11 protein-coding genes are annotated in these 12,048 nt (G+C 57.6%); 4 read left to right on the forward strand and 7 right to left on the reverse strand.

Annotated elements, in window-relative coordinates:
- The first annotated feature begins 101 nt into the window (after window positions 1-101).
- Window positions 102-1,373: a polyhydroxyalkanoate depolymerase gene (phaZ, locus tag ACR0B7_RS02050; RefSeq protein ID WP_170383271.1), complete on the forward strand. Its 1,272-nt coding sequence runs from the start codon at window positions 102-104 to the stop codon at window positions 1,371-1,373.
- 4 nt (window positions 1,374-1,377) lie between these two features.
- Entirely contained in the window at window positions 1,378-1,962 is a 585-nt protein-coding gene (locus ACR0B7_RS02055) for a DUF6151 family protein (protein WP_170480983.1), read from the forward strand.
- Here the strand turns inward: ACR0B7_RS02055 and ACR0B7_RS02060 are convergent.
- From ACR0B7_RS02060 to ACR0B7_RS02075, 4 genes are all read right to left on the reverse strand, one after another.
- Window positions 1,953-2,669 (reverse strand): alpha/beta fold hydrolase, encoded by a 717-nt coding sequence (locus tag ACR0B7_RS02060; protein ID WP_170480980.1) that lies wholly within the window; start codon window positions 2,667-2,669, stop codon window positions 1,953-1,955. The genes ACR0B7_RS02055 and ACR0B7_RS02060 overlap by 10 nt on opposite strands.
- An 81-nt stretch (window positions 2,670-2,750) precedes the next feature.
- Window positions 2,751-3,365, reverse strand: a complete 615-nt coding sequence (locus tag ACR0B7_RS02065; protein WP_170569755.1) for a hypothetical protein — start codon at window positions 3,363-3,365, stop codon at window positions 2,751-2,753.
- A 33-nt stretch (window positions 3,366-3,398) separates the two neighbouring features.
- Window positions 3,399-4,379 carry an alpha/beta fold hydrolase gene (locus ACR0B7_RS02070; protein ID WP_170576640.1) on the reverse strand — a complete coding sequence of 327 codons (981 nt, stop codon included), beginning with the start codon at window positions 4,377-4,379 and terminating at the stop codon, window positions 3,399-3,401.
- On the reverse strand, window positions 4,379-5,128 hold the full coding sequence (locus ACR0B7_RS02075; protein ID WP_170576641.1) for an alpha/beta fold hydrolase: 750 nt from the start codon (window positions 5,126-5,128) through the stop codon (window positions 4,379-4,381). The genes ACR0B7_RS02070 and ACR0B7_RS02075 overlap by 1 nt, the downstream gene beginning before the upstream one ends.
- A 438-nt stretch (window positions 5,129-5,566) precedes the next feature.
- On the opposite strand from ACR0B7_RS02075, the gene ACR0B7_RS02080 reads away from it, so the two are divergent.
- Complete coding sequence (locus ACR0B7_RS02080) at window positions 5,567-6,541, forward strand: tyrosine-type recombinase/integrase (RefSeq protein WP_170569702.1); 975 nt, start codon at window positions 5,567-5,569, stop codon at window positions 6,539-6,541.
- An 869-nt stretch (window positions 6,542-7,410) separates the two neighbouring features.
- Window positions 7,411-8,202 (forward strand): inositol monophosphatase family protein, encoded by a 792-nt coding sequence (locus ACR0B7_RS02085; protein ID WP_367647667.1) that lies wholly within the window; start codon window positions 7,411-7,413, stop codon window positions 8,200-8,202.
- 6 nt (window positions 8,203-8,208) lie between these two features.
- Here the strand turns inward: ACR0B7_RS02085 and ACR0B7_RS02090 are convergent, their stop codons facing one another.
- From ACR0B7_RS02090 to ACR0B7_RS02100, 3 genes are read right to left on the reverse strand one after another with little or no spacing between them, the layout of a single operon-like run.
- Complete coding sequence (locus ACR0B7_RS02090; RefSeq protein ID WP_117870096.1) at window positions 8,209-8,775, reverse strand: histidine phosphatase family protein; 567 nt, start codon at window positions 8,773-8,775, stop codon at window positions 8,209-8,211.
- Between the two features lie 2 nt (window positions 8,776-8,777).
- Window positions 8,778-9,851, reverse strand: coding sequence for an ABC transporter ATP-binding protein (locus tag ACR0B7_RS02095; protein WP_170385076.1), 1,074 nt, complete (start codon window positions 9,849-9,851; stop codon window positions 8,778-8,780).
- Window positions 9,848-12,028 carry an ABC transporter permease gene (locus ACR0B7_RS02100; protein WP_480680818.1) on the reverse strand — a complete coding sequence of 727 codons (2,181 nt, stop codon included), beginning with the start codon at window positions 12,026-12,028 and terminating at the stop codon, window positions 9,848-9,850. The genes ACR0B7_RS02095 and ACR0B7_RS02100 overlap by 4 nt, the downstream gene beginning before the upstream one ends.
- Window positions 12,029-12,048 lie beyond the last annotated feature (20 nt).

A 12,048-nucleotide genomic window follows, 5' to 3' on the forward strand; every position in this document is an offset into this window, starting at 1 on the left:
TCCCCCCTAACCTCGCTGCTATGCAGAATAACGTCGCAAATGCGTTGGGGCAAAGCGACGAATGGTCCGAACTTTCGGCTGACACTCAGGAGGCCCATTTTATGCGCTACATGCTGACCTACGACTTGATGGAAACCATGCGCAACACCAACCAGTGGATGGGCGCGACGGCCAGTGCGATGGCGTCCTACCCGTTGTTTTCGATGGTTCCCAACCCGGCGTTCAGCATGATGGCAGCCTGGGGCGAAGTGACCGAGCGCACCTTTCAGCGCATGATCGCCAAACCCGACTGGGGCATCCGCACCTATACCTGCGAAGATGGCAAAGACCACATTGTCGATATCGTCCCGGTGATGGAGCGGCCATTCGGCGACCTGATCCATGTGCGCGTGAACGGGCGCGAAGAACAACCGCGCAAAGTGCTGCTGGTCGCCCCGATGTCGGGACACTACGCGACCTTGTTGCGGTCCACAGTCAAAAGTCTGCTGGTCAACTGCGAGGTGTACGTTACCGACTGGCATAATGCGCGTGATATTCCCGTGTCCGAAGGCAAGTTCGATGTAGAAGACTATACTCTCTATCTTGTCGATTTCATGAAAGAATTGGGTCCGGACACGCATGTTGTTGCAGTTTGCCAACCTGCGCCTCTAACTTTGGCAGCCACCGCTTACCTGGCTGAAATTGAGCCTAAGGCACAACCCAGCACGCTGACGCTGATCGGCGGCCCCGTGGACCCGGACGCGACCCCGACCGACGTGACCGATTTTGGCCGCCGCGTCACGATGGGCCAGTTGGAAGAAACCATGATCCAGCGCGTCGGTTTCAAGTACAAGGGCGTGGGCCGCATGGTGTATCCAGGCCTGCTGCAACTGGCGTCCTTCATGTCAATGAACGCAGATCGCCACTCCAAGGCTTTCTCCGACCAAATTCAACGTGTTATGCGGGGTGAAGCGTCGGATCACGACGCCCATAACCGGTTCTATGATGAATATCTGGCCGTTATGGACATGACCGCCGAGTTTTACCTGTCGACGGTTGAGCGTGTCTTTAAAAACCGCGAAATCGCTCGCAACGAGTTTGTCGTCGCGGGCCACAAAGTGGATATCGGCAAGATCACCGATGTCGCGGTAAAGACAGTTGAAGGCGCCAATGACGACATCTCGGCCCCGGGTCAATGCATTGCGGCACTGAACCTGTGCACCGGCCTGCCGGAGTCCAAAAAGGCCAGCCACGTCGAACCCGGAGCCGGGCATTACGGCATCTTCGCGGGTCGTAGCTGGCGCGACAATATTCGTCCGCTGGTTATCGATTTCATGAACGCGAATACACGCAAACCACGTCGGCGCGCCGCCAACAAAAACAAGGTCGCCTGATGCAATGAACGGGGCTAAGGCGAAGGAATTTGCCTTCTTCTGCAGTTGCGGAGCGATTCAAGGCCGGATCACAGCGGCCGGTGCCAAATCAGCGACTCACGCGGTCTGTTTCTGCCGCGATTGCCGAGCCGCACACTTGTATTTCGGTCAACCCGACCCAGCCCCCGGCCCCATCGAAGTGCTGCTCATGCCGCCCGATGATATCAGGATCGACAAAGGGGCCGAGCATCTGGCGCTCATGCAGTTAAGCCCCAAGGGTATGCTGCGCTGCTACGCGAAATGTTGCAATGCGCCTCTGGCAACAATATCGCCCAAACCAAAGCTCCCTTTCGCGGCGTTCTTCGTTGATCGGATCGCCGACACACGCGGGCTGGCACCTATCACAATCCGAGGGTTTGTCCCTCGGCCGGGCGGCAAACAAACGCACGAAAAGGTCTGGCCTGCTGCCATCAGCTTGATTTTTCAGGTTTCTAAGTCACGCCTGACAGGGAGCTGGAGGAACACTCCGTTCTTCGACCCCGAAAGTGGCGCACCCGTATCAACGCCAGTGGTTCTCACCAAAACGGAACGAGCCGCACTTTATAGATAAGGCAACCGGGCCGGAATACTCAGCCAGGATTCGAGCGCTTCGTTCACAGCCGCAGGTGCTTCTAGTGTCGGCAGGTGGCCAGCTTCGTCTATGACTTTAAGCTCGGCGTTGGGGATCATTTCAGCCATGAAGGTATGTTTTCGCACAGGCGTTAGCTGATCATGCGCCCCGCACAAGACCAAAGTTGGCACTGCTATGTGCCTCAAAGCTCCTTGCTGATCCGGTCGACGCTGCAAAACCCGCATCTGGCGTTCAAACAAATCTGGTCCCAAATCCATTGCCATAGCCAAGACTTCATTCAGAACAGGAACGCGGCCCGGTCCAGGGGCCAGTGTTTCTGAACCGATTAGCCTGCTCATCACATCCTCAAGGCGGCCCGATTTCGCACCAACGATCAGCTCCTCTCGGTCCGCGGCAATCTGAGGGGTGTCAGCTTGGGCATCTGTCGACATCAGGCACAGACGCGATACACGCTGCGGCGCACGACGAATGATCTCAAGCGCGACCACTCCTCCCATGCTAAGCCCGCCCAGCGCAAACCGATGCGGCAACTGATCCAGCAAACCCGAAGCGATTTCTTCTATACGGTCACCCGCTGATACCGGGGCGACTGTCACTGCGCGGCGGTTCGACAAATACAATATTTGCGCCCCGAACAACCGTGCATCGCACATGAACCCGGGTAACAATACCAACGGTTCGACCACGCTGGGCCTCCTTGAGTTCGTCCACCTCGGCGTTTCTTCCCCGCAGGATGAGCGGTTTTTCTGATGCCGGCAAGAAAAAGTTCAGGGGTAGTTCAAGCCCCTGAAGCGCGGAAAATCCGCGTACCGCGCCTTCCGAGCCTCAAGGCATTCGGCAGGCTCGGCCCCGGCGCGCACTAAACAACCACGTGGGGAAATATAGCTGTCGATACGGCGATGGGGGATCGGTCGCCAGACCAGATTGAAGGCGCAGAGCTTGGGAAAAAACCAAATCTCGGAATAGTCCAGATGATCGTGCATCCACCACGCCAGATCGCGCCAGTCGCGCCCTTCTTGATAACGGTCCGCGAACCATGGAATCACGATCGAAGCGCCGGCGATCCGGTCATCCCCCTCCGCACGGTCCCAGATATGGCACTCAAGCGGATTGTCGTTGCGGGCGCAATTCAGACGGTTTTCATTTCCAAACCGGTTCAACGAAGGTGAGCGGTATCCGGACCGAACCCCAATCCGGCCAAAGGTTTCTTCCAGCGGGTCCAAAAGGGTCTCGCACAGCGCGCGCCCGGTTTGGATTGCCAAATCGGGATTCTCGGGAATGTTCTGTTTTTCGTGAAAATTCCCGATTTCCGAATATAGAAAATCACGCATGAAAAAATGCCGGGACAGGCGCACTCGGCCAAGCGTTTCAAGGCTCCACATGCTTCCCGGTCTACGCATATCCCTATCCTTGCGCTACTTGATCCCCAAAGTTTCAAGCCAAGCCAAAATGCCCTCAACGGTCGCTTCGGTTTGCCCCGGCGACATCAAACGACCCGCCACAACATGCGAAGAAGGGTCGTCGTCTGGCCCCATGGTCACCAGTTCTACGACGGCTGGCGCGCCCCAGACCTCGGCAACCTTGTGCGTCCGGTCCGGCCGAACCACCTGATCGTCGTCTGAAAACCAGAACAGCGCTGGCACCTTCGCGCCAGAAAAATCAAGCGCAAACACCGCGTCCACCAATACTGTCATCGGCACGACCGCTTCCCAAGGGTATATCGCCGACCAATACCTGTTCTTCTCTGGGTCCGGCCCAGAAACGTCGCGGTTCTCTCCCATCAGAACGGGCAGCCAGTCCCGCGCCCAAGGTAACCCGGGTATCCAGGCACCGGGCGTGTTCACACCGAAATTGGGTGAGATAAAGACGATGCCTGCCAGATCCCGGCTCAGGTCATCGTCCATCGCAGCCGCAGCCGCCGGCGTCCCTCCAGTCGACGTTGAAATCACAACGACCTGATCACCAACCGCACGCGCCGCAGCCAGTCCCTCGGCCACGTCCTGCATCCACCCCGAGGCTGTACCTTCGGCCATGGCCTCGCCGCGGCGCCCGTGCCCTTGCAAGCGCGTATAGACCAGATTGGCCCCTAGCGCGTCCGCAACCCTATCGGGGACCGGGCGAATTTCCTCGGACGTGGCAGAAAACCCGTGAAGATAGAGGATGGAAACCGGCGTTCTACGCTCCTTGAAACCGTCCTGCCAGATCACACGCTTCTCGACGCCGGGGACGATATCGTCAAAGGCTGACTCGACGCTTTCAAAATAGACCTGCACACCCTCCCCGAACTTTCGGGGCTCGAACCGAGGGTGAAGGTCCACGTCTTCGCGCGGACCAAACCAGTAAATCAGCGCCCCAACCGCAACAAGAGCCAGACACAGGCGACCAATCAGTCGCATTATGACACGTTCATAACATCTAGAACGGCTTGCTCGATCAAACCAAGGCAAGGACCGTCCGAAAACCGATGATCGGCGTCTTTGACAAGCAGCAGACTCATGTCGGGTCCGGACGCATGTTCAAGCAGCCTGACCGCAGTAGCTGTCGAAACAGCGGTGTCCTCGGTGCCCTGCAAAAAGCGCACCGGAAACGGCAGCTCCAACGGGTCACGCAGGACAAGCCGGGTACGGCCATCTTCTACCATCCGTTTTGTAATGATGTATGGCTCCATATAATCCGACGGCAGTTCTACATGCCCGACTTCCTCCAGTGCCCGCTTCTGAGCGTCCGTGAACGAGGCCCAATATCCGTCTTCGGTAAAGTCCGGCGCCGCCGCGATTGTGACCATCCCCGCAATCCGCTCCGGCATCGCCTTGGCCAGCAACAGGGCCTGCCACCCGCCCATCGAAGACCCCACGACAATCAACGGCCCCTCAATTAACTCGGAAACCGCGGCCACCGTATCCTCATGCCAATCACCAATGCACCCATCTTCAAAAGCGCCGTCGCTTTCACCGTGACCCGAATAATCGAACCGCAAAAACGCCTGCCCGCGCGCCTGCGCCCAAGCCTCAAGATGCACCGCCTTGGTGCCCTCCATATCCGACTTGAGGCCGCCCAGAAATACTAGGGTCGGCCCGGTGCCCTCGCTTTTGTGATACGCCAACCGCCGCCCCTGCGCGGTGTCCAGAAAATCCGTCGCTGCCATAAAACCCTCTCTGCTTTCCCTGCATCATGCACGTCCCGCCCCCAACCGCAATTCCCCGATCCGCCCTTCATCTGGCTAAAAATATCCCGGGGAGCGCGAGGGGCAGCGCCCCTCGCTCCAGCACTTGACACAATCCCCCCCACCTGCCAAAGCAGCCAAACGCAAATAACCCGCAACCGGGCGTTCTCATACCCTGCGCCAGCGAACCCCCTGCAAATTCATGGAAAAATACCTGAAAAACAGGCGTTTGCTTGTATCACCAAACCGTTTCACTGCCCCTGTCAGACCCACTCAACCCGCGTGGATATCATGCCACAACAGTGACGCATCAGTGACGAAGGACTGGTAACGGTGCGATGGCGTTGCTAAATCCAAGGTGTCGGGGGGTGCGCCAACACCCGCCCGACTGACACGACCGAACTGCATAAGGACACGGCCATGACAAAGAACACATCTGACTTTCTGACCTCAGTTGCAAGTCTCGTGGATCAGGACGACCGCGACCCCCGCGAGGTTGTTGCTGACCTGATGCAGGCTGCACTCGACACGGGCATCCGCAAGGAACTGCGCGCCAGTGTTGCGTTTGCCCTCGAACAGGCGAACGGAACCGCTGCCAAGGAATTGACTGATCTGGCCTGCCGCCGCCTGAAACCCGGTCGGCGTCTCTCGGACCCGCAATATGCGGGCCTTACGCTTGTAGCCACCACACGGAGCAAGCGTTGGATTTACCGCACCCAGAAAGGCAAGCGGCAGCGACAAATCACCCTCGGGCACTACCCCGCCATGAGCCTTGCCGAGGCACGAGAGGCGTGGGCGCAGCCCGTCACCAAGGTCGCCGACAAGCGGTCTGAAACGACGCTGGACGAACTGACCGAGGCTTACATCACAGCCATGCAGACGCGCGGCACAAAGTCGTGGCGGCGGTCGGAGAACATCCTCACCAAGAACGTTCTGCCCAACCATGGCGGCATGCGCCTCGGCGCGCTGGACGTGGAGACCCTGAACGCGACGTTTACCCACCTGATAGATGACAAGCCCGGTGCGGCGCACAACATCCGCATGGCGATGGCAAGCATGTTCAAGTGGGCCAGCGAGAAGAAAATGATGCCCGCAGGCGTACCGGTCCCGCAGTTGGATAAGACCCCGAAATCACAGATCAAGAACTACCGCCCGTCCATGTCCGAACTGCGCACGATGGTCCGGGGCCTTGACGAACTGCAAGACATCGACCGGGACATTATGCGCCTGCAACTGCTGACGGGCACCCGCATCAGCGAGGCGCTGGGCGCTGAGTGGTCGGAGATTGACCTTGTACATGGACGCTGGAACATTCCCGCCCAGCGCATGAAAGCCAAGAAAGAACATCTGGTCATGCTCTCGGCGCAGGCGGTCGAGTTGCTGCGCAACCAATGAGAATACGCGCGACGTGGCCTGCGTCACCCAACCCGCGAAACCCGAAACCAATGGCGATCGAGATACACAATGAGATCGACTTGGTACCAGCATGCGGTGAGGCTTCGTCGATCGAAAGGTAGGCTTCTGGGTGGGTTTTGTCAGGCTAGGCAAAATCCCGAATATACCCCCCCACCCCGATAAAAACACGGGGGCGAGTGGAGCTTGGCACCCTCACAGTCTGTCACCCCTCAGAAAAATTTTTTTCGATTTTTTTTTGAATAAACAACCTCAGACAGCGGCAGGCTGATCGCTCTCGCGCCTCCAAGAGCTGCCATTCATTTGAAATTCACTAGATTGACGTGTCGGCAAAGAAGCCACAACCGCACAATAATCCAAAATGAGGTCCAACTGACGCCAAATCCCTGTGATGACTTCACGATGCAGAGGTCAACTCTGCAACCTCCCTGTTGGACTGGCCGGCGCGTTTGAGCCGGTCTTTTTCTTCTCAGTCACGTGCCCTCAAAGTCGACGTATTTCTTAAGGTCACTTTGGGCTCGGAGCGGTCGTTCGCTACGCAGCGCATCAACAACTGCTGTGCGGACAAAGCAGTCGCTACATTTATGGTCGATCAAGGGTTTTATGGGCTTAAGTTGTACCGTCGGAAATTAATCGGCTTTGGGCTACAACGCGTTCAAAGCGGGCCTTCACGTAAGAGACATCAATTGCATAGGTCCGCTGTCCACCATTAGTTTGGGGCTTCATTTCGTTGTCGTAATATGTATCTGAAGAAATCGACGAAACGGGTTTTAATCTTGCTTGGTGGTGCTGACCCCCGGCACCGCCTATTGTTCATAATCAGAAACAGAATTTAACGGCAGGAGGATCGAGTGCAAAGCATCTCTGATCGAAGTTTGTTCGCCACCAAAGTGGCTGAAGAAGCAGGCGCGTTGGCTATAAAATATTTTGGCAATAGAGACACTCTGGTGGTGGATGCAAAGGGTGCTCAGGATTGGGTCAGCGAAGCCGACCGAAATGTCGAGACGTATGTTCGCGAAAAAATAACCGAGGCCTATCCCGATGATGGAATCTTCGGAGAGGAGCACGCTGCGAAATCAGGGTCCAGCGGGTTTGACTGGGTGATCGACCCAATCGACGGCACCACGAACTTCGTAAACGGCATTCCGGCGTGGACGATCGTCCTGGCGGTTGTTTCAGAGGGACAAACACAAATCGGTGTCATTCACGAGCCGAACGTGGCTGAGACCTATGCCGCCATGCGGGGGGCGGGAGCAACGCTCAACGGGCAGCCAATGCAGGTCGCATCAGGCGTCGATATGGCAAGCGGGACCGTCTCGGTCGGATATTCGAACCGCATCGAAGCGGCAAAGGTGATCCCAATCATTTCAGCCATCATCGAACGCGGGGCCATGTATCATCGCAATGCAAGCGGCGCGCTGTCGCTTGCCTATGTCGCGGCAGGCCGGTTGTTGGGGTACGTCGAAGAGCATATGAACGCGTGGGACTGTCTTGCCGGTCAGCTGTTGATCGCAGAGGCCGGTGGTGTCGTCGAAGAACAGGACGCCAATGAAATGATCCGCGATGGTGGCCGCGTCATTGCCGGTACGCCAAAGATCTTTGATGATCTCAAAGCAATTTGCGAGAAGGCATGGCACGACTGATTTGCGTCAGGCGATAGCCCGCCAGCCGAGGCTACAGCACAGCGTGTCCAAATCAGCGCTCCAGAAATGCCCCTGCCCAGGCTGGTCGTGCTGGCGATCAATCCGCACTCCTGAGAGATGACACCAGAGCAGCGTCCCAACCGCGCCGTGGGTTACGATGGCAAGATCACCACCATCGTGCGCGTCCATGATTGACGTGACTGCCCCGACAATCCGGGCCTGAGCATCTGTCGCGGTTTCCCAGCCGCGAAAGCTCACGTCGGGTGCAGCGAAGAATGCATCGGCGGCGGCTTCGAACTGGTGCGGTGGCAGGAAACCGGTGGCACTGCGGTCATTTTCGCCCAGCGCCGGGTTTACCTTCACCTCAAGGCCGTGCGGTTTGGCCAGGATCGCAGCTGTCTGTTCTGCCTTGCGTTCGGTGCTGGACCAGATGGCGCTGACCGAGGCCATGATCGGCGTATTTGCAAATGCTTCGGCCCGGGTGCGGCCCACCTCACTCAGTTCCCATTTGGTGATTGCGATCTCTGGGTTCACGACCACTTCCGGGTGCGAAATGATAACGAGTTTCGGCAATGTCAGCCCTTCGGCAGCAAAACCGGTCCCCGGTCTGCAAAGGCCATTTTGACGTCAGCGCCCGGTTGCAACGGGTCATCCACGTCGTCCTGCACGGCAAACACCTGTCCGAATGCGCCGGTCAGCGTGTATTCCATGCGCACGCCGACATAGGTAGCCTTGGAGACTTTTGCTGGGATGCCGGTTTCGTATCCGATCAGGATGCGGGACGGACGCACCGCCAGCGTTGCCGGACCTACAGGCAAATCGCGAGAAGGCAAACGGTGGCGGTGTCCTTCGATGTCGATTGTCGCTTGATCGCCATCGACTTCGACGATTTTGCACTCGATCAGGTTCGCTTCACCGATGAAGTCAGCCACGAAGCGGTCGATTGGTGCGTCATAGAGTTGCCGTGGTGTGCCGATCTGGGCAATGGCGGCGTTACGCATGACGACGATCTCGTCCGACACGGCAAGCGCTTCCTCCTGATCGTGGGTTACATAGACAACTGTCAGTCCGAGGTCCCGCTGAATGGAGCGAATGTCTTCGCGCACCTGTCGGCGCAGTTTGGCATCGAGGTTCGACAGGGGTTCGTCAAAGAGCAGCACCTGCGGTTCCAGCACCAGCGCGCGGGCGACTGCGACACGTTGTTGCTGGCCTCCTGACAGTTCGCTAGGCAAACGGTTGTCGAAGCCCTTGAGGCCCACCAGTTCCAACCCTTTGAGCGCGCGCGATCTGGCCTCGCTCTTATCAAAGCCGGAGAATGTCAAACCATACATCACGTTTTCTAGCACGCTCATATGTGGGAACAGGGCGTAAGACTGAAACACCATAGACACATCGCGATCGGTCGCGGGCAGCTTGGTCACGTCGCGATCGCCTATCACGATCCGGCCCGAGCTGGCCATCTCCAGACCGGCAATCATGCGCAGCGTCGTTGTTTTGCCGCAGCCCGATGGCCCCAGCAGCGTCACCAGTTTACCTGCTTCCACATGCAGGTCGATGTTGTCGACGGCCACGACATCTTTGCCAAATACTTTTGACACTCCTTCGAACCGAACCGGCGCGGCTTTACTAGCAATGTTGGTATCAGTCATGTCGTTCTTTCCGCTCCGATCTGGGTGCGCCGTCCGATCTGCACGCGGCCCACGAGGAATTGCAAAAGCCCTACAGATGCCAGCATCACGAAGATCAGCGTGGTGGAATAGGCGATGGCAAGGCCGTAGTCATTGTTCTCGACGCGCCCGATGATGTAGCTGGTCGCCATGTCGTATTCGGCCGATACCAGAAAAATGACTGCCGAGATCGCGGTCATCGCGCGGACAAAACTGTAGACGAGTGCCGCTAGGATGGCGGGCTTAAGCAGGGGCAGGATCACGCGTCGGAACGTCTGCCACGAGTTTGCACCCAGCGTCAGCGAGGATTCATCAAGCGACCTGTCCAGTTGCGACATGGATGCAATGCCCGCACGCACGCCGACGGGCATGTTGCGGAAAATGAAGCTGATCACGAGGATCACACCAGTGCCTGTGATTTCGATCGGGGGAACGTTGAAAGCCAAGATGTAGCTGACCCCGATGACGGTACCGGGAATGGCGAAGGACAGCATCGTTCCGAATTCGAAGGCGTTCTTTCCGGCGAAATTTTGGCGCGTGAGCAAGTAGGCGGTCACCAGTCCTACAGCTGCCGTCAGCGGAGCCGCTATGGCCGCAATGCTGATGGTGGTCCAGAAACTGTCCCATGCGGCACCCGTCCAGCGGATGCCTTCCTCTTCAAAGCGCACTGAGAAGGCGGTGACATAGTGTTTGAAGGTGAGCGTGTTGTTGACGCCCCAAAGCTCAACGACGCTGCCGTAAATGATCATGCCGTACACAACCGCTGTAAACAGTGCCCAGATGGTCGCGATGGCCAGCACGGGTATCGCCAGCCCATGGGGCATCAGCGGATGCACGCCAGCGTCCCCCTTGCCGGAAACGGTGGTGTAGCTTTTCTTACCGAGCCAGGCGCGCTGCGCGTAAAAGGCAGACAGCGTGAAGAAGAGCAGTACCATGGCCAGCACGGCAGCCCGACCCTGATCATATTGCGCGCCGACGATGGCAAAGAAAATCTCGGTCGACAGAACGTCAAAATTACCGCCTAGAACAAGCGGGTTGCCGAAGTCGGCCATGCTTTCGATGAAGCCGAGCAGAAAGGCATTCGCCAGACCGGGTCTCATCAGGGGCAGCGACACCGTTCGGAAGGTTTGCCACCTATTGGCGCGCAGCGTTTGGGCGGCTTCCTCCATCGACGGCGACACGCCTTCGACAACACCAATCAACACCAGAAATGCGATGGGGGTGAAGGCCAGCGTCTGGGCGATCAGGACACCCGGCATTCCATAGAGCCACCGCGACGGTTGCACGCCAAAAAGATCAGCGAAAAAGACTGTGACCGACCCGGATAAACCGAAGAGTAGGATCAAGGCCAGCCCGATTACGAAGGGGGGCGTGATGATTGGCAAAACCGTCAGCGCGCGCATCCCACGCTTGAACCGAAACCCTGACCTGGTGACCAAAAGTGCAAAACAAAGTCCCAGAACCGTGGTGATCAGGCCGACGAGAATGGCCAAAAAGAGGGAGTTCCACGCGGCGCCGCATTTAGCACCCCAAAAACACCCCAATCCCCAGAGACGGTCATCAAAAAATTTTGAGGCAAAAACAGATACCGAATAGGCGCCGTTTTCGGTCACAAAGGCCGAAAACAGCATGTTGGCAATTGGAAAGAACACGAAGGCAGTGACGATTGTAATGACGCCGCCGATGGCGCTGACGACAAACACATCGCCGTTGACTGCACCGCGCGCCGCTATGCCCTGCGTGAGCAGGAACAGGAAGGCCGACGCACAGAGCATCGCTCCATACCCCATGCCGAACTGTCGGATTTTCGGCTCACCAAAGAGGGCCTTGAGCCAGTCGAAGTTGAAGCCGCGAATGCCAATCCCGAAGCCTTGCGCAATCAGCCAGCCAAAGCCCAGTGCACCGGCAAGAATCAGGATCTTAGCGTAGATCGGATCAGATTTAGGTTTCCCCAGCACCAGAATTGGCAATGCCAGCGGGATCAGCAAGGGTGCAAGCCAGAGCTTTTCACCCCGCCCGATCAGAAATAGAGCGGGCGCAAAATCTTCGTCAAACGGATAGCCGTTAAAGAGCCATTCAAATGACCAAAGGCCATCCTCAACCATGTACCATGGCAGCAGGACGTAGCCGGCCCAACCGACAATGATCCAGAAGATCAATACCGGGTGGGTCCTGGTTT

This window comes from Ruegeria sp. BB6 (assembly GCF_056539385.1).

Coding starts and splice junctions, on each gene's coding strand:
- phaZ (WP_170383271.1), top strand. CDS start 102: ATGCGCTACATGCTGACCTACGACTTGATGGAAACCATGCGCAACACC.
- ACR0B7_RS02055 (WP_170480983.1), top strand. CDS start 1,378: ATGAACGGGGCTAAGGCGAAGGAATTTGCCTTCTTCTGCAGTTGCGGA.
- ACR0B7_RS02065 (WP_170569755.1), bottom strand. CDS start 3,365: ATGTGGAGCCTTGAAACGCTTGGCCGAGTGCGCCTGTCCCGGCATTTT.
- ACR0B7_RS02070 (WP_170576640.1), bottom strand. CDS start 4,379: ATGCGACTGATTGGTCGCCTGTGTCTGGCTCTTGTTGCGGTTGGGGCG.
- ACR0B7_RS02075 (WP_170576641.1), bottom strand. CDS start 5,128: ATGGCAGCGACGGATTTTCTGGACACCGCGCAGGGGCGGCGGTTGGCG.
- ACR0B7_RS02080 (WP_170569702.1), top strand. CDS start 5,567: ATGACAAAGAACACATCTGACTTTCTGACCTCAGTTGCAAGTCTCGTG.
- ACR0B7_RS02095 (WP_170385076.1), bottom strand. CDS start 9,851: ATGACTGATACCAACATTGCTAGTAAAGCCGCGCCGGTTCGGTTCGAA.